This window comes from Phormidesmis sp. 146-12, assembly GCF_052939495.1.
In genome coordinates, this window is the sequence record NZ_JBJPHS010000034.1 from 1 (window position 1) to 16159 (window position 16159).

General features: G+C 46.8%; 17 protein-coding genes. 8 read left to right on the forward strand and 9 right to left on the reverse strand.

All coding sequences use genetic code 11. The features are described from left to right. The first annotated feature begins 72 nt into the window (after positions 1-72). The 4 genes from ACKFKF_RS15570 to ACKFKF_RS15585 all read left to right on the forward strand — a co-directional run bounded on the left by ACKFKF_RS15570 (position 73) and on the right by ACKFKF_RS15585 (position 3208). Positions 73-597, forward strand: coding sequence for a hypothetical protein (locus tag ACKFKF_RS15570; RefSeq protein WP_446868510.1), 525 nt, complete (start codon positions 73-75; stop codon positions 595-597). 9 nt (positions 598-606) lie between these two features. Further along, positions 607-1248 carry a hypothetical protein gene (locus ACKFKF_RS15575; protein WP_446868511.1) on the forward strand — a complete coding sequence of 214 codons (642 nt, stop codon included), beginning with the start codon at positions 607-609 and terminating at the stop codon, positions 1246-1248. Between the two features lie 174 nt (positions 1249-1422). Then, positions 1423-2205 (forward strand): ParA family protein, encoded by a 783-nt coding sequence (locus ACKFKF_RS15580; RefSeq protein ID WP_446868512.1) that lies wholly within the window; start codon positions 1423-1425, stop codon positions 2203-2205. Positions 2206-2278: 73 nt separating this feature from the next. Next, the gene (locus ACKFKF_RS15585) at positions 2279-3208 is read left to right on the forward strand and encodes a ParB/RepB/Spo0J family partition protein (RefSeq protein ID WP_446868513.1); all 930 of its coding nucleotides are present in this window, start codon (positions 2279-2281) and stop codon (positions 3206-3208) included. Positions 3209-3322: 114 nt separating this feature from the next. Here ACKFKF_RS15585 and ACKFKF_RS15590 read toward each other — a convergent pair whose 3' ends face one another. The 3 genes from ACKFKF_RS15590 to ACKFKF_RS15600 are packed head-to-tail and all read right to left on the reverse strand — an operon-like array spanning position 3323 to position 6694. Beyond that, positions 3323-3964 (reverse strand): hypothetical protein, encoded by a 642-nt coding sequence (locus ACKFKF_RS15590; RefSeq protein ID WP_446868514.1) that lies wholly within the window; start codon positions 3962-3964, stop codon positions 3323-3325. Positions 3965-3975: 11 nt separating this feature from the next. Beyond that, on the reverse strand, positions 3976-4392 hold the full coding sequence (locus ACKFKF_RS15595; RefSeq protein ID WP_446868515.1) for a hypothetical protein: 417 nt from the start codon (positions 4390-4392) through the stop codon (positions 3976-3978). Positions 4393-4402: 10 nt separating this feature from the next. Beyond that, the gene (locus ACKFKF_RS15600; protein WP_446868516.1) at positions 4403-6694 is read right to left on the reverse strand and encodes a hypothetical protein; all 2292 of its coding nucleotides are present in this window, start codon (positions 6692-6694) and stop codon (positions 4403-4405) included. Between the two features lie 201 nt (positions 6695-6895). On the opposite strand from ACKFKF_RS15600, the gene ACKFKF_RS15605 reads away from it, so the two are divergent. Further along, positions 6896-8476 (forward strand): ATP-binding protein, encoded by a 1581-nt coding sequence (locus ACKFKF_RS15605; RefSeq protein ID WP_446868517.1) that lies wholly within the window; start codon positions 6896-6898, stop codon positions 8474-8476. A 29-nt stretch (positions 8477-8505) separates the two neighbouring features. Then, positions 8506-8637, forward strand: a complete 132-nt coding sequence (locus tag ACKFKF_RS15610; RefSeq protein ID WP_446868518.1) for a hypothetical protein — start codon at positions 8506-8508, stop codon at positions 8635-8637. A gap of 52 nt (positions 8638-8689) precedes the next feature. Here the strand turns inward: ACKFKF_RS15610 and tnpA are convergent, their stop codons facing one another. Beyond that, positions 8690-9109 carry an IS200/IS605 family transposase gene (tnpA, locus tag ACKFKF_RS15615; protein ID WP_446865813.1) on the reverse strand — a complete coding sequence of 140 codons (420 nt, stop codon included), beginning with the start codon at positions 9107-9109 and terminating at the stop codon, positions 8690-8692. On the opposite strand from tnpA, the gene ACKFKF_RS15620 reads away from it, so the two are divergent. Beyond that, complete coding sequence (locus tag ACKFKF_RS15620; protein ID WP_446868519.1) at positions 9108-9590, forward strand: hypothetical protein; 483 nt, start codon at positions 9108-9110, stop codon at positions 9588-9590. The genes tnpA and ACKFKF_RS15620 overlap by 2 nt on opposite strands. 113 nt (positions 9591-9703) lie before the next feature. On the opposite strand, the gene ACKFKF_RS15625 is transcribed toward ACKFKF_RS15620, so the two are convergent. The 5 genes from ACKFKF_RS15625 to recA form a co-directional block, all read right to left on the reverse strand. Then, the gene (locus tag ACKFKF_RS15625) at positions 9704-10969 is read right to left on the reverse strand and encodes a hypothetical protein (protein ID WP_446868520.1); all 1266 of its coding nucleotides are present in this window, start codon (positions 10967-10969) and stop codon (positions 9704-9706) included. Further along, complete coding sequence (locus tag ACKFKF_RS15630) at positions 10957-11679, reverse strand: hypothetical protein (RefSeq protein ID WP_446868521.1); 723 nt, start codon at positions 11677-11679, stop codon at positions 10957-10959. The genes ACKFKF_RS15625 and ACKFKF_RS15630 overlap by 13 nt, the downstream gene beginning before the upstream one ends. 9 nt (positions 11680-11688) lie before the next feature. Beyond that, complete coding sequence (locus tag ACKFKF_RS15635; protein ID WP_446868522.1) at positions 11689-13017, reverse strand: tetratricopeptide repeat protein; 1329 nt, start codon at positions 13015-13017, stop codon at positions 11689-11691. A gap of 389 nt (positions 13018-13406) precedes the next feature. Beyond that, on the reverse strand, positions 13407-13724 hold the full coding sequence (locus ACKFKF_RS15640) for a hypothetical protein (protein WP_446868523.1): 318 nt from the start codon (positions 13722-13724) through the stop codon (positions 13407-13409). Positions 13725-13930: 206 nt separating this feature from the next. Next, positions 13931-14785 carry a recombinase RecA gene (recA, locus tag ACKFKF_RS15645; RefSeq protein WP_446868524.1) on the reverse strand — a complete coding sequence of 285 codons (855 nt, stop codon included), beginning with the start codon at positions 14783-14785 and terminating at the stop codon, positions 13931-13933. A gap of 61 nt (positions 14786-14846) precedes the next feature. On the opposite strand from recA, the gene ACKFKF_RS15650 reads away from it, so the two are divergent. After that, positions 14847-16013, forward strand: a complete 1167-nt coding sequence (locus tag ACKFKF_RS15650; protein ID WP_446868525.1) for a PDDEXK nuclease domain-containing protein — start codon at positions 14847-14849, stop codon at positions 16011-16013. The last annotated feature ends 146 nt before the right edge of the window (positions 16014-16159 follow it).

A 16159-nucleotide genomic window follows, 5' to 3' on the forward strand; every position in this document is an offset into this window, starting at 1 on the left:
CCGCAATGGTCATCTTTTGCCTTAAGCTGTGGTCAACTTATTATTAAAATCACAAGTTGAGAAAACAAGCGAATGGGTCGTTCTGTCAGCCGAATTTGTATGAAGTGTGCCCTACTGCCCGTTGAGGAAGCGAAAGCTCAACATTGCTGGAATCCAAACGTGTGCCATCGGCGACGATCGCATTATCGCAATCGGCAGCAGAATAATGAGAAGCGCCAGCAAGAGCGACGACTTGCAAGTAAAGCAGTTCCATCACTGAATCCAGATCAACCGCTTGAAGTCACGTTACCCGAACCGGAAACCCTGGCAGCTTTTCTGATGTTCGTCCGGCGCAATCCAGGTGCTCCCATTCATGCGATCGGGGCAGAGGTTTGGCAGCAAGGACGGCTGGCAGGGCGAATTCAACTTCAGCACACCGTAGGAATGCGTGGCCCCGACCTTAACGCCTATCTTCAGCAAATGCAACAGAAGCTACAGGAAGCCTTTGATATTGAGCGGTTTGAGGATACGTTTATTGAGATTCAACCAGAGGATTGCCCGATTCATCCCTGTCCTTTGCGTCCTGCCCCTGCTGCCAATCCAACTGAATTGCGATGAGGAAATGCCATGAAGGGAACTCAGTTGGAACTCGATTTACATCAGGCACTGGCAGATCCACCCACCGCTGACTTAAAGCAACTTTGGCAGGTATTGGAGGAGGCATTGCAGCCTTTGCCAAAATATCAACAGCTTCAGATTGCTGGAGATGCGATCGCTCAAATTGTCGAAGTAGTTTGCGGTCGCGCACAGCAAATCTTAGATGGGCTTGAGCATTCTCAGCATTCACTTCAGACAGAACCTCAGATAAAAATCTGCTTAAGTCGCGAGTTTCTTGAACCATTTATTCGTCAGTCAGTTAGTCTGAATCTCGATCAACTCCTTGTCCCACCGACCAACCGTCAGCGCGAAAAAGGAATTCAATCGGTAGTCGAAGAATGTAACAAGGAAGCACTCCTCTTAATGCTGGACGAAGAGCAAGCCAAGCAGCAAGCACTAGCGGTTGCTCATGCCGAAGCCGTAGAAGACTGGAGTACTCGGTTACGAGAGTTTTTTATACAAACAGACAAGCCTGCTTTGCTGAACGAATTGGTTCAGGACTTACAGATGGACTGGGTTGAGGTCTGGTTGGGTTTACTGTTGGGTGGCTTTAAATTAGAGCAGCAAGGTGAATTTTACGACGCAAAAACAATTTTGTGTGGGGTCGCTTAAGCAAAGCGTCCGTTCAGCTTTAGCCTAAAACTGCTGCCTGAATCCGTATTTTGAAGCCTATATAAACTGACAGTGAACAGGGAATTGGTCTCCACGCTATCATTTCATCCCATAAAGTTTCTTCAACTCTCCAATCATCTGACATACTAAACCTTAGTTGCTGTAGTCAACGTCATGGCATACAAAATTGCGATTTTCAATATGAAGGGAGGCGTTGGTAAGTCTGCGACTGCAACCAACTTGGCAGACGGACTCTCCCGATTTAAGGGAAAAAAGGTCTTATTAGTCGATATCGATCCACAGGGAACCTCCGGTGCTTCACTCGGTATTGAAATTTGGAAGCTAGAAACCCAACTGAAGGATGTGCTTCAGAGCGAGACAGCCGCTGAGCGCAAAAAACTTCTCAAGCAAGCGATCGTCCCCGTTTGCGATAACCGAGTCGATGTTCTACCCTCCAACATCCTGCTTGCTGTCGAAGAACTGCAAATCTCGGGATTGCCGGGGCGAGAAAATCTTCTGAAGCGATTGCTGGCTGAGATTGATGCCAAGTATGATTTTATCCTGATTGATTGCCCACCTAACATAGGAGTCTTTTCAATCAACGCCCTCAAAGCCAGTGATGGAGTGATCGTCCCAGTTGATATGAGTTACGTGGGACTGTTAGGCGTTCAGGGAGTGGAGTATGCTTTTAATCTGGTCAAAAACTTTCTGGATCACGACGTGAAGTTGTTAGGTGTGCTTGCAACGAAGTTTGATGGACGGCAAAAGATTGGCAAGGACGTGTTGATTTATTTACAAGAGCATTTTAAGGCAGCCATGTTTAAGGTGATTATTCCTACAACCGTCCGGATTTCCGAAGCTCCCAGCTTTGGCATTTCAATCTTTGATCATGATCCTAAAGGAACAGGCTCAAAAGCTTATAAAGAGCTGATCAATGAAATGCTCAAACGGCTTTAGCAGTTGACACAGGTTCGATCATTTCTTTTTCCGACAACGTTGTCGGAAAGATATTCAGGAGTTGTAGGGTTTTATGTCTAAACGAGGTCTCGGTACTAATCCTTTCAAAACAAGCTCTGTAGCAAGTATTTTTAGCCCAACAGAGCATCTCAGCGTGGAAGTAAAGGACGCAACTAGCGTTAGTTTAGCCAGCATCCAACTACCAGCTCAACAACCCCGCCGCTATTTTGACTTGCAAAAACTTCAGCAGTTGGCTGAATCGATCAGGGTGCACGGCATTTTAGAGCCACTGTTGGTTCGTCCAATTGCAGGCGATCGCTATGAGTTGGTCGCTGGAGAACGACGCTATCGGGCAGCGAAGGAAATTGGATTACAGGAAGTTCCTGTAGTTATTCGGGAACTCAGTGACTTACAGGCAGTTGAACTGGCACTAATTGAAAACCTACAGCGGGAAGACCTTAATCCTGTGGAAGAAACAGAAGGAATCCTTACTTTGTTAGGTGCCAAGCTGGACATGCCGACCAGTGAAGTCTCTCAGCTTCTCCATCGACTTGCAAAACGTGGTTCCGACAACGTTGTCGGAAGTGAAGAGACGCTAGAGATCGTTGAAGCAATCTTTCAAATTGTAGGCAAGATGAGTTGGGAATCCTTTGCTACTCACCGTTTACCTCTACTAAATCTGCCACAACCAGTTCTTGAGGCACTTCAAGCAGGCAAGATTGAGTACACGAAGGCAAGGGCATTGGCACGAGTAAAAGATCCTGAGGTATTAAGTGACCTCTTGGAGCAAACCACGACAGAACAGTGGTCACTGAATCAGATTCGGACAGCGATTAATGAGAAAACTAAATCTGCCACGTTAGAAGACACAGAACTGAAGCAAAGATTCAGCCAAGTTTCTAAAACATTGAAATCGTCTACAGTTTGGGAAGATCCGAGTAAACGCCAGCGACTAGAGCAATTGCTCGACGAGCTTCAACAGCTAGCCAAGGGGGAGATTTAGGCAGTTGGCGTCACTGCTAATAGAACATAAGATTTATTCCTCGGGTCAATAAATCATTAACCACTTGGCTAACAGATTGCTGCCTTCAAACCAGTACCGAGACATCAATGAATTTTAGATTTTTATTTTTTCAACTTTTGAAGCACCCCGATTAGAATGACTGGGTTCAAGGAGTTGGCTGTTGAGTACTGTCTGCTCAGGAGCGTACTGATTACCATCCCAACTGTAGACGACCTGCCGAAGCTGATTTCCTTCAACCTGATTGGCAATAAATGAGGGCATTTCTTTTTCCTCATACTGAGCCAGTAACGGAATGTGTTTGGGGAGATTGGGAGACAGATAGCTGCTCCACACCAATCGATACTGGGTATGTTGCTCAAGATATGCTGCAAAGAGGCATCCCAACTGACCACACAGTTGAGGGGATTGGGAGAAGTTGAAGAAAATAATTCGCCCTTGCTTACTCTCCATCTGGGTTGCCAGCACTGGCAGTTGTCCCTCTTGATCGGGAGGGGTCGATGTAATTTGTTGAACAGCAGTCTGGATAACTTCTTGAGGAACAACTCTCTGAGCCTCTGTCCAGTTCAAAGGTTTGCCGTTTAGTGCCAATGCTTTGCTTGTGCATCCAGCGAGTCCAAGGGTGGTGATGAGTAGAGCGATCGCCACACCAACCCGAAATAGAAGAGCAAATCGTACCCAGAATTTTGGGACTGGTGGGAAGGGTGGAGCTTGAGTCGCTTGAGTAGTTTGAGTCACAGTTACTGCTCCTATTGCTCGTAATTACGCCACTTGGGATCAATTTGAGTCAGCAGTCGTTCAGCGATCGCCTGTGGTACACCAGATTGTTTCAATCCGCCCAGTCCCAACCAGCCACCCCCGTGAGTGAGAATTTTCCAGGTTCCAGCTTGCTTTTGCAACAGCGCCTGACCACCGGCTTCGCCTTCAACCCAGGACACCAATGCATAGCTAGATGCCACTGCAATCTTTCGCACTTTGAACTGTTTTGATTTGCCTAACTGCTGCTGGACGACTTTTTTGACAATCGCTTGATCAGAGCTTTGAGTCATTTGAATTGGTTGAGATGCAGTTGCTTGAGTGGGGTGTATCCAGGGTTCAATAGCAATCGTGGTCGCGATCGCCGCCGCAAACAGCAGTATGAAGGCTATTTTGGTATATCGAGTCATTGGTTTCTCCTTACTTGGTTACTCGGTAAATTTCTTCTGAACCGCCATATTGGTCATAAGCACCATCAAAAGTGCGGCTGGATTTCCAACGAAATGAGGCACGACTAGACGAGTTGGATAGGACTTCAGAGCATCCATCTTTGAGACAAATTCCAATATGGCGTTGATCCTTAGCAATGATAATGTCACCCGCTTTTGCTTGCGCAGCCAATATCTTCTGCCCTCTGTTTGCTCTGAGGTCATCCACGACAGACGGAACATAGTTCGGATTTGCTCCAAGGGGACGAATTCCCGCCTCTGCCAACACTTTATTGACTGTCCAAGCACAGGCATTGGCACCGCCATCGGGTCCAGCAGAGGTGTTCATTCCGAAAAGTTGTTTAGTGGTATTAGTGATTTTGGTGTTCACTCCATTGACAGCTTTGCTAGAGCCTTTTCCAATTGCTTTGGTCTTGGTTAAGGCAGTCGTTTGGCAGTTCCCTTTGCCATTCGATTTGTAATAAGTTCTAGCTTTAGTGCCATAGGCAGCCAGCGACAACTGCCCTGATGCATCGGAACTACCCCCATCAACCGCTGAGTAGTCTCCACCAAAGTGTTTTTGGGCAACTCGTTCAAGCAGGCGATCGCCCGTGAAAGGCTGCTCAGTTTTAGGATCAATTTCTCTAGCAGTAGTAGTGAGTTTGTCAGCAAGCGAATTTTGAAATGCTCGGTCTTGATCTTCCGGTGGGAAGTACTGCATCAGATCAGCAGAGGTCGGTTGGTAACCTCGCTCCACTCGACGCAAAAAAACCTGACCATCAGAGCGGGCAGAAATCAGGTCAGCGGCGTATTCGTTATAGTTCATGAACTGGTACTTGCCCAGTCCTCTCCCGCAGTTGCGTCCTCCATCTGCACAGGTATAGACACCCACAGCGTTGTACCCACCATTGCCTCGACTCTCGATCGCGGCAATCGCTTGCGCCAGTCCCTCTAAATTCAATCCTTGCACAGTTTTACCAGAGCAAAGTGCCAGAAGTTTTCCAGACAGACTGTCATTTCCACCCAAGTTGCCTAAATCACTTGCAGTCTCACCGATTCGGGCATTAGTCGGGGCAGACATTCCAGTAGAAGTCTCTCGCCAGTCTGGAGCACCCACAAAAATAGGGGAGTTTGCTGTGTAACTGAAGAAAGGAATCGGTCCCAGGATATAGGGTGACGAACCGCAGAAGGTGCTGAAACGGAAATACAAGGCTGTATTCACCCGATCGGTCTGCTCATTAGGTTCCATCACCACGACTTTGAATAGTGAACCAAATGGGTGTCTGCCCGTGGGTTCTTTGCCACTATTCACATCCGCTAAACAGCCCTCACCACCATTAACCGTTTGATATTTACCAGAAATCCACTGCTTACCTTCAAAGCTCCCCCGTGTGTTACGTCCCGAATTTTCCAGATCATCGAGTTCCATATAGGCACAGCGGCTTCCACATGCAACGCTGAATCCTTGCTGGTAAGAACCTGAAATGGCGCGATCGCGTTTTGCTTCACCGGGTCCGTAAATCATGTCGATGCGAGCAACCACATTTCCCATTCCATCGAGCGGTTGGGGAAATGCATTCAACGGCAAATCTCCTAGTCCTGGAACTCCGCTCACTTTAGTAGATTGCCAATCTTGAAAATCTTTGAAGGACACTACATCCAAATTAGGAATCGAAGAGATTGGGTATTGACTTAGATTGATGGAGCCAAGTTTTTGGGTGGCGGTAGCCGGATTATTTTCCAGCACTTGCGCGATCGTGCCGTTTTGGTTTCCAGAGACAGCTTTGACTAGATCTCGAATCGGTGGTACTTCACTCACAAACCGGTTGGCAAGTTCGGGGACAACTGCAACCAAATGTCCAAGTTGTTGTTGAGCTACAAGCGTGAAGGCACTGAGAGCAATTTGCTCAATGTCAGTTCTTGTAGACTCTGCCACAGCACCAAGCGTCAGGTTTTCTGCCCCCAGTGCTGGGGCCAAATCTCCAACCCGCAAGAACTGATCCGGAGTTTGCCCTCGCTGCCATTTCACTGGCTCTCCATCGATCGTGACACTACCGTTGCTTTGAATCGGTGGCATATTGGACAAACTGATGGCGCTCCAGTCTGGCGTGAGTAGCTGTTCGCCTGTTCCAATCGTCTGAATTTGAGTCGGCAATCCACTGGTCTCGACTGCCAAAGCAGGATCACTCCAGGTAACTATATAGAGGAGAATGCACATCAGCCCCAACAGCACGGACTGAATTACTCTTGCGAGACAAGCAGGGAATGTTCGGATTCGCTTCATTGCCAGTGGTATGAACACTTCGCTTCTTGTTGTAAGAAACGCGATTCGCTCTACACCTCAGAACAATGGGAGGATTCTCCTTATCCAGATGGGACATCCAGCTACGTCCTCTGCCGATCAGGAGATATTTTCTTAGCCAATTTGTAGGGGAGAATCACTTCAAGCTTTGATTTACTGAATGAGTCGAGAAGCGTAAGTGCAATGGTTGACTCCTCAAGCACTGCCCTGAATAACCTTCCTAATCTTTTTCGAGCAGGCACTCAACTAGTCGCGGTTCAGTCTCCAATCACTGAGCGGCGATCGCTCCTGGAGCAGATCCTATCCTGGACAGATACTCCTCTGCTTTTTTGGAGCGCTGGCTTCAAAATACTTCAGCAGGTTGAACAACTCGACAATAAATTGTTGTTGAGGACCTTCGGCAGCGATCGCATTGATGATATTTTGCAATTCGCCATCAACCGCCACTCCAATGGCTGGTTCATTTTAGAAGGACTCTTGGAGCTTGATGACACTGGTGAATTGAGCGCCGAACAAGTGGCAGAACTGACCGATACTTTTTATGCCCTCCAGCAACAGCCAGACCTCAAAATTGTACTGGTCGATGAGTATGTGCAGTTCCCGATCGAACTGATGGCGCTTATCCCCACACTGGAAAATCTTCTTCCAGAAGGTGAAGCGGTTACTCATCTCGTAGCGGAGTTTTGTACTCAGCATCCTGGCATGGTTGGGGAGCAACGGTTTCTGGTACGTGCCTGCCTGGGTTTGCCGGATGGCGAGTTGCGGTTAGTTCTATCTCGACTGAGCGTAAGCTGTTCCAGCACTGTGGAACTGGCTCAATCCGTACTCGCTTACAAAGTTTCCAAGCTTAAAGGGCGAGGACTGGAGTTCATTGCCCAGCCTGATGTCCCTGTTGGAGGATTGGATCTGCTGGAAGCGGTCTTAGAGCGGGATTGTAGTCTATTATCACCACGCGCTACTCAGTATGGACTGTCACTTCCGAAAGGCATTTTGCTCTGGGGTCCACCAGGAACAGGTAAAAGCCTCTCTGCCAAACATGCGGCGCTCAAGATGGGTGTGCCGCTGATTGCTGCCAACTGGGGTAGTTTGCGATCACCCAAACCTGGACAGTCAGAAAAGAACCTCAATTTTCTGCTTCAACAGTGCTGCATCAACGCACCCGTTGTGCTGTTCTTTGACGATTTTGACAAGGGCTTTGCTGGCTGGAATTCTGATATGGACGGAGGCGTAGAGAGTAGGCTGGCAAACAAACTTCTCACCTGGATGCAGGAACGAATTGAGCCAGTGTACGTGGTCGTCACCTGTAACCGACTAGAGAAACTCCCACCAGAACTAGTCCGTCGTTTTGACACGATCGTCTTTGTCGATCTCCCCCACGCCGGAGCCAGAAAAGAAATCTTTGACCTGCATCTGGCAAAGTACTTTCCAGCATTTCGTGACTCTACCCATTCACCATTGAGCGATCGCGACTGGCGACGACTACTCAAAGCGACTCACCTCTGCACACCAGCCGAGATTGCTCTCATCGTGCAAAAAGCAGCCCAGGAAGCGTTTTATCAAGGTAGACCAGGACACTGCGCGCTGGAAGACTTGTTGTATCAGCGATCGCTAATGGTGCCTGCGATGATTCGAGAAGAGGAAGCGATTCTAGCAATTCGCAACCGCGCATCGTTCGCCCGTCCTGCTGCCTCACCGGACACTAGCCAATGGGCAATGCCGGAGCAACGACTATTTCAGTTCGATAGTGATGCTGCTGCCTCGTAAACGAATCACCTACTCAAGGAGAAACTTCCATGAATGATACCAACTCGAATGGCTATGGCACAGACGATGCTTACGGCTGCTCTGGCTATGATTCACCTGGTTACAAATCTTCTGGCTATGAAGCACCGAGTCAGACACCCCCAGCAAAGCTGGTGGCTTGATGAATGTGACCGCCAAGGGCGGGTGTCCTTGCTGAAGGTGTCTGTGAGTCAATTAGAATCGTCCACTTTGCTCAAACACTTCTTGCTCTCGGATATACCGACGCACCACCTCCTCTTCAAATCCAACGGTTGAGACGGCGTAGCCCCGTGCCCAGAAATTCTCTCCCTCAAAATTGCGCTGCTTGCCTTTGAATCGACGGGCAATTGCAATGGCACTTTTGCCCTTGAGAAAGCCGATCACGGACGACACTGCATGTTTCGGCGGAATCGCAATGCACATATGCACATGATCCACCAGCAAATGTCCTTCGATGATCTGGCATTCTTTTTGACGCGCCAACTCATGAAACACCAGCCCCAAATATTGCCGCAACTCCAAAAACATGGTCTTTCGACGATACTTGGGCACGAAAATCACGTGATACTTGCAATCCCACTTGCTGTGAGAAAGGCTTTGATACAATTCCGACATGTGTTTATCCTCCTACGGTTCGGTTCAAGCCACCGTGGGAGTTACTTTACACGCGCTCAGGAACGCCGGAAACGCTAAAAGCTGTTCAAGTCGCACTGGTAAAACCAGTGGCTTACCTTCTGAGCTACTGACAAGTTACAAATCTCCTGGCTATGGCGACGGCACTGGGTATGGGGCAACAGAGGCTACTGATCAGCAACAGACAAGTTACGCCCCGCTAGACACTTGGACTTCTGGATATCAGGAGAATGTCTACGATCGCGCCAACCTACTGGATACTTCATACCTGGACACGGCTGCTAATCCAAATCCAGATGCTGGGGCATTCGCGCCTTACCAGACATCAACAAATCCTTACAGCTTCACTAATCAAGGATATATTCCACCGCAACCATTACCAAAACCTAAGCCACATAACAAAACCCAATCATCTCCTAATCACGATCTCTATCGCTCTAGCACCTTTGAATTGGAGCTTTGAGTTAATTCTGCATGAAATTTGGAAGGCAGTAAACTCAATTCTAAAAAATCGACGTTGTGAGAGCAAACTTCTATTGCAAAGACACTCGTTATGAATTGAGATCCATTGAAGTCTTACGATTTTGACTTTGAGAAGTTATCAACCAACCAGGCTAAGAGTGAGAGGATTAAAGCACTACAAAATGAGACTAAGGCAACAATCGCATCATTTGGTAGAAAACGGGCAAAGAAACTACCTTGAATACGCGCAATTGGGAGGTCAGGATTGAGACCCGCCATGATGAGCGGAGTTCTACCAGAAATATCCACTTTTAAACCGGTGACCGGTTCAGAAACTTTGAGTGTTTGACCTGCAATCTGAAGTTCTGGAGCTTCATTAGGCTTAGAATGAGCTATTCGTAGACGACGCAGACTTTCAATTCCTGGCGACTGAATCTTCAAAAATTGACCTTCTTCAAGACTGAGTTGCCGCTCTGCCATGCGAATAGTGCCTGTAGTGATTGAAGATTCTAGGACATTTTTACTGAGATCATCGCTTTTTTGGAATTGTTGTTCAAGTTTTACATCTTTAACCTTAATATCCTGCCAAAATGGTTGTTCATCAGAATCAAATAGCTCTATACCAAAGGTTAAGGAGCCGATGATTGGAAGAATAAACTCAGTAGGTTCAAAGCTAAATTCCAAAGGTGTGCTGTCATCCTGTCGGTTTAGACTAGGAAGACGGTAATTCATCAAGGTTAATTGCAGTCTTCCAGTAGAATTGAGACGTAGAAACCCTTGGTTAGAAGACTTCTGTAGCAAGTTAGATTCCAAAGAAAAGGAGAGAAAGCGACTAGAGGGAGTGTAGCTCAGTTCTCGAACTTCTGTAGCTTTCTCTAAGATTAAGTCAATCAAATCGAGATCAGAGCCTTTGGGATTAGTAGAGGCAATCCTCCAATAGCTTTTCTCATCGGGCAGTTCAATCTGTAGCCTTTTAAGCTGCTTCAAGCGGGGTTCCATTTCGCTTTGAAAGGGTTTACTAGCAACCGTATTTTCCAGTGAAATGGTTTGATACCCCTCAATAGTGAGGCTACGGATTTTCCGCAAATTTCTTAGTAAGAGTTGCTCAGGTTGAGTACAAGTAAAGCTGATCTTGGTGACAGTCAAATTACCTTCAAAAACCTGGGGAGCAGGTTGATATCCCCAAAGAAGGAAACAAACTAGCAGCAGCGTGAAAACTAAAACTACTGTGAAGCGTCGATCACTAGCTAGATACCTATAAACGGTTTTGATCCAAATTCTAACTCTCCTCGTGAAAGGCAGAAATAACACCATCCAAATCCACATGGAAACTTGGATCAGGTGTTTACGAATTGTCATCCACGCGTTTATTTTAGCCATTGGGGATCATGCTCAAAGGCAACGTTGATCGAAACTGGTTCAGGAGATCGATCCCCTTGCTCCATTTCAGCATTTACGCGCAGTTCGTAGCGACCTTTTGGCGTATTGCGCCCATCCCATGCAAAACCCTGCTCTCCGGCAGGTTGAAATACTGGTCGAGAAGTACTGTAAGTTACACTACCTTTACTACTAATTTGAAATTTTAGAATCCTGACGCGACGACCGCTGTAGATGACAAAATCATATTTACCAGATGACTGCCCCAACCGAACTGGCAAATAAACAGTTTGAGAACCTAATTGACTAGATGCTAGTGCTCTCAAGCTATTGAGTGAAATTTTTGCTTGCTCCAGGACAAAATTTGACCAATTGAACTTAAACCAAGAACCACTCTCTTGAAGTGAAATAGGATCAAGTTGATAATTTTTTCTAAACGAAATTACCCTTACAAAGGGCTTCTGTGTGGTTCCCTGGTTAGGTACTTGTAGAGTGAGGACACCTCCACTGGGATTGATTTTTCCTACTGCGAAAGAAACTAATGTAAAATCTCCACCAACATTAAAAGGCTTGAGTCCTTCGCAGCGAGGATCATTCTTTCGCAAAATGTAGTTAATAGACTGAGAATCGCCATCTTTACAAGTCTGCGCTTGGGCAGGTAAGTAATTCCAAGCCAGAAACAGGAAAATAGCAGGTAAAACTTTAATGCCCATAGTTATTTCTTAATTCAACCATCCATTTAATTTCTGCTGAATCAGATCAATTGGTATAGCAAGTAAAAAACCACTAGTACTACTTGGTATCTGGTCAGCAGTCTGGGTCTGAGATACTGTACCAATTACTTGACGCTGTTCGTTTAATATAGGGCTACCAGAACTTCCATCACCTTGTACAACATTTTTAATAGTCAAATTATTAGTAGTTGCATTGAGAATCTCACCATTATCTATAAGCAAGCCTGTTGAACTAGTATTTGGATACCCGATAACAGTCACTTTGAGAGTTGCTAGTTCACTACGGTCTGTAGGTAGTTTGGAAATAGGAGATAATGGGATGATATCGTTGGGTAAACCACGCACTTCTAGCAACGCTAAATCAGGATCGTTAAAGCATTGGGCTGCTGCTTGAAATCGTTTAGATGGTTCCCCATAAAGTTTGATCTCGATACGGGAGCTTTGCCGTTTTCGACTGTCCTCACCACAAGCTACATGTCGGTTAGTCACTACCCAAGCTGTATCTCCTACACGTTTGATTAACCAACCTGTTCCCCCCACATTTCCGCCAGAATAATTAATGCTTATTCTAAAAACGGCCCGTTTGACAGATTCCCAGTCCCTACTGGCTTGAACTGGCTTCGGATCTACAGAGGTGCTAGGAATTTTTGAAAGGGCTACTCTCGGCAAATCATAATTGGGATCAATCGCCATTGCCTTACTAAGTTCTTCTCTGGCTTCTAGAAATTTTCCTTGCGATTGAAGAGCTAAACCAAGACCAGTGTGGGCGATCGCATGAGCAGAGACCGCTGAATCCCCCTGAAAATTTGGTAAGCTAATTGCTTTACTGTAAGCAGCAATTGCCTCATCCAATTTTTTCTGTTCTCTTAATGCATTACCCAGATTGGCATAGGCAGAAGTATAGTCATTGACTAGTTGAGTAGCTTTGCGGTAAGCAGCGATCGCACCATCTAATTTTCCTTGCTCCCTCAATGCATTGCCTAAGCCGTGATAGGCAGAGGCATTACTTTTATCAAGTTGAATTGCTTTATGGTAAGTATCAACTGCTTCATCAAATCTTTTCTGATCCATCAGAACATAACCTAAATAAGAGTAAATTTCTCCCGGTTTAACACTAAGAAAAGATAGGTAACCTTGAGTCTTAGAGGGCTTTTCCAATAAGCTCATAGCTATTTGGCATTCTCTGGCTGCTTCTTCGAGTTTTTGCTGTCCACGTAATGCACGACAAAGGTGAAAGTGAGTAATGGAAATATTAGGATCGAGCTGAACTACTTCGCGAAGGATAACTTCGGCTTGAGAATAGCTACGATTGCTCAAAAGTTTAATGCCTGTTATTAGCTTAGTGCTTATGATTTGTAGCCTGGATGATTCCTCTCTTATTCTAATAGTCTCATTGGTTACTCCCTTTATTATCCTAATAGTCTCATCGATGGAGGAAGAGGGTGACGGACTCGATTTCTTTTGGGCAACTGCAATCCGGGGTGTCATTACCACAGCAAGAGCCAAGGAAAACGCAAGAAGTTTTAGGGGCGACATAGTTTATGTGTATTTTAAGCGGGAAGAGATAAACTCACGCTTATATTAGCTCAAATATTGTGTCGTCAGAAAATCTTTGTAAAAGCAGCAATCATACCTGAGTCTGGTCTTATCGCCCACGCAACGAACTCTTGCACATAACGGTAAAAGAAGATTTTCAGCCTCTTAAACTATTCCGTTTGCTTCCTGAGTCCCTTGAGGTAGTAGCTGCGGTACTTCTCGCCATCGCGAAATCGCAGGTATGGATAGGGACCGCATCCGTTAATCATTTTCCATGCAATGTGAGCCGACTTGCCTTTTCGATTGGTGGTCGGTGAAGACATATTGGCTACTTCCTGTCCCTCATCATCCTCTTTGTCCAACGCCTCACGCAGTGCCAGCAATGCCGCAATCAACTCGTCCAGTTCCGGCGACGACAACTGATAGGCGAGTTGCACAATCTCCTGGACAGTTGCGGGATGTTGATCAGATCGGCGTTTTCGAGGCATAAGAGCATATTTTAGGGTGCAAAAAATTCAAAGCTCAGGCGAAAAGAACATTGCGCTGCACCCTAAAAATACCTTGAATGTCAGAACAGCTTATAGGACAAGCATACTGCCCAAAAAAGCTGAAAATTAATTTAGGGTGCACACTCTTCTAAATTTAGATGTACAAAGGGTTTTATTTGCACCCTAAATACTTGTGCTACCGCTACTTATTGCCCTTCACACAATCCCTTCATGAGTGCATTTCCGCCCTGCTGAAAACCTTTACCGAAGTGCAGGTCTAGCTCAACCGATCGAAACGGAGGAGCCACTTTGTTCTTAGCCGCCTTGATTTTGATCTTGATACCATAGCTATTCAAGCCCCGTTGGAGCGTTTGAATGCAGCGAACTTCTAGGCGCATGGAAGCATAGAACCGTAGCGCCCTGCCGCCAGTCGTCGTTTCTGGTGAACCGTAGACCACACCGATTTGATAGCGTAATTGGTTGGTGAAAATTAGGATGCAGTCAGATTGCTTGGCATTGAGTCGAGACGTAAGCCGCCGGAGGGCTTTGCTCATTAGGCTAGAATGCAGCCCAGCCATATAATCCCCGACTTCTCCATTGAGTTCTGCCTGAGGCGTGAGCGCAGCAACTGAGTCCACTACGATCAGGGCGATCGCCCCTGACTCCACCAGCGATTCCGCCACCGACAGTGCCATTTCACCCGAATCGGGCTGCGATACCAGCAGTTTATCGATGTCTATACCCAACGCTTTAGCATAGTCCGGATCAAGGGCATGTTCCGTGTCAATGAAAGCTGCCGTTCCTCCTGCCCGTTGAGCTTGGGCGATCGCGTGGAGTGCCAACGTCGTTTTGCCTGAGCTTTCGGGTCCGAAGATTTCGATGATGCGTCCTTTAGGTAATCCACTTCCCAAAACAGCATCTAATTCTGGGATTCCAGTTGATAGGGTTTCGATTTGCAGGTGTTTGGCATCGCCGAGACGCATGAGAGTGCCCTTTCCCAGTTGGCGATCGAGTTGTTTAATCAATTGCTGGATAGGCTTATCGAGAGTTGAAAGGTTCATAAGATAGAAGGTCCGCATAGAAAAGACCACTCACCCGCAGCAGGGCAAGTGGTCTCAGGATTTGCATGAAACTCGCAACCGTTGGAGCGGTAGCTACAATCTAAGTCGGGTTACTAATGACGACACAGCCCTGTATAGTACAGAAATATTTAGACCAATCAGTATGAGCGACGGGCTATCCAACTTCCGCTACGACGAGTTTCTCCACGACCTGAAGGAGCGCATCCGCAATTCCCAAGTGCGGGCAGCTCTAGCAGTGAATCGGGAATTGGTGTCGCTGTATTGGCAAATTGGTTGCGAGATTCTGAAACGACAGCAGGAGCAAGGCTGGGGTTCCAAGGTGATCGAAAAGCTGGCAAAGGATCTGAAGCGAGAGTTTCCCGATATTTCAGGCTTCTCTCGCTCCAACCTGCTCTATATGCGAGCGTTTGCAGAGGCATACCCGGATGAGCAAATTGTCCAACAGCTTGTTGGACAAATTCCCTGGGGTCACAACGTCCGAATTTTGGAGAGCGTCAAAGACCCCTCGGAGCGGTTATGGTACGTCCGACAAACCATCGAAAACGGCTGGAGCCGGAATGTGCTGGTGCATCAGATGGAAAGCGACCTGTACCACCGCATGGGAGAGGCAGTCACTAATTTCGACCGGGTGCTGCCTCCAGTTCAGTCCGATTTAGCTAACCAGATGCTGAAAGACCCGTACAATTTTTCGTTCTTGAGTCTGAGTAAGGAGGTGCAGGAGCGAGAATTGGAGCGATCGCTCGTCGATCACATTCGCGATTTTTTGCTAGAGTTGGGCGTAGGGTTTTCGTTTTTGGGCAGCCAGTACCCACTGGAGGTAAGCGGCAAGGAATATAAATTGGACTTGCTCTTTTACCACGTTCGCCTGCACTGCTATATCGTGATCGACTTGAAGATGGGCGAATTTGAGCCAGAATTTTCAGGCAAGATGGGATTTTATGTGACAGCAGTAGACAATCTGCTGAGAACAGCGGTAGACCAACCCACGATCGGCATTATTCTGTGCAAAACCAAGGACAAAACAACCGTCGAGTATGCCCTACAACCCGTGCAAGCCCCGATCGGTGTTGCAACTTATCGACTGCGGGATGCGTTACCGGAGCCATTAAAAGGTAAGCTGCCAACTATTGAAGAACTCGAAACCCAATTAAACATTTTGACTGTAGAGGCTGAAAAGGAGGTTCAGGTGGGCGAAGACAATGAATGATTGTTTGGAACCAGCTAATCGTCCAACAAGCTGTTGGATAATTTCCAGCGAAAATCCTGATCTTTTGCTCTACCCGTTCAGACAGGCATGAATTCTTTGATGAGCGCCAGTGTTAAATTGAGGTATGCTATGCCAAACTTTAAGGC

What these genes read in the sequence shown, in the direction of transcription:
- ACKFKF_RS15570 (WP_446868510.1), top strand. Translation starts at nt 73, where the DNA reads ATGGGTCGTTCTGTCAGCCGAATTTGTATGAAGTGTGCCCTACTGCCC.
- ACKFKF_RS15575 (WP_446868511.1), top strand. Translation starts at nt 607, where the DNA reads ATGAAGGGAACTCAGTTGGAACTCGATTTACATCAGGCACTGGCAGAT.
- ACKFKF_RS15580 (WP_446868512.1), top strand. Translation starts at nt 1,423, where the DNA reads ATGGCATACAAAATTGCGATTTTCAATATGAAGGGAGGCGTTGGTAAG.
- ACKFKF_RS15585 (WP_446868513.1), top strand. Translation starts at nt 2,279, where the DNA reads ATGTCTAAACGAGGTCTCGGTACTAATCCTTTCAAAACAAGCTCTGTA.
- ACKFKF_RS15595 (WP_446868515.1), bottom strand. Translation starts at nt 4,392, where the DNA reads ATGACTCGATATACCAAAATAGCCTTCATACTGCTGTTTGCGGCGGCG.
- ACKFKF_RS15600 (WP_446868516.1), bottom strand. Translation starts at nt 6,694, where the DNA reads ATGAAGCGAATCCGAACATTCCCTGCTTGTCTCGCAAGAGTAATTCAG.
- ACKFKF_RS15605 (WP_446868517.1), top strand. Translation starts at nt 6,896, where the DNA reads ATGGTTGACTCCTCAAGCACTGCCCTGAATAACCTTCCTAATCTTTTT.
- ACKFKF_RS15610 (WP_446868518.1), top strand. Translation starts at nt 8,506, where the DNA reads ATGAATGATACCAACTCGAATGGCTATGGCACAGACGATGCTTACGGC.
- ACKFKF_RS15620 (WP_446868519.1), top strand. Translation starts at nt 9,108, where the DNA reads ATGTGTTTATCCTCCTACGGTTCGGTTCAAGCCACCGTGGGAGTTACT.
- tnpA (WP_446865813.1), bottom strand. Translation starts at nt 9,109, where the DNA reads ATGTCGGAATTGTATCAAAGCCTTTCTCACAGCAAGTGGGATTGCAAG.
- ACKFKF_RS15625 (WP_446868520.1), bottom strand. Translation starts at nt 10,969, where the DNA reads ATGGCTAAAATAAACGCGTGGATGACAATTCGTAAACACCTGATCCAA.
- ACKFKF_RS15630 (WP_446868521.1), bottom strand. Translation starts at nt 11,679, where the DNA reads ATGGGCATTAAAGTTTTACCTGCTATTTTCCTGTTTCTGGCTTGGAAT.
- ACKFKF_RS15640 (WP_446868523.1), bottom strand. Translation starts at nt 13,724, where the DNA reads ATGCCTCGAAAACGCCGATCTGATCAACATCCCGCAACTGTCCAGGAG.
- recA (WP_446868524.1), bottom strand. Translation starts at nt 14,785, where the DNA reads ATGAACCTTTCAACTCTCGATAAGCCTATCCAGCAATTGATTAAACAA.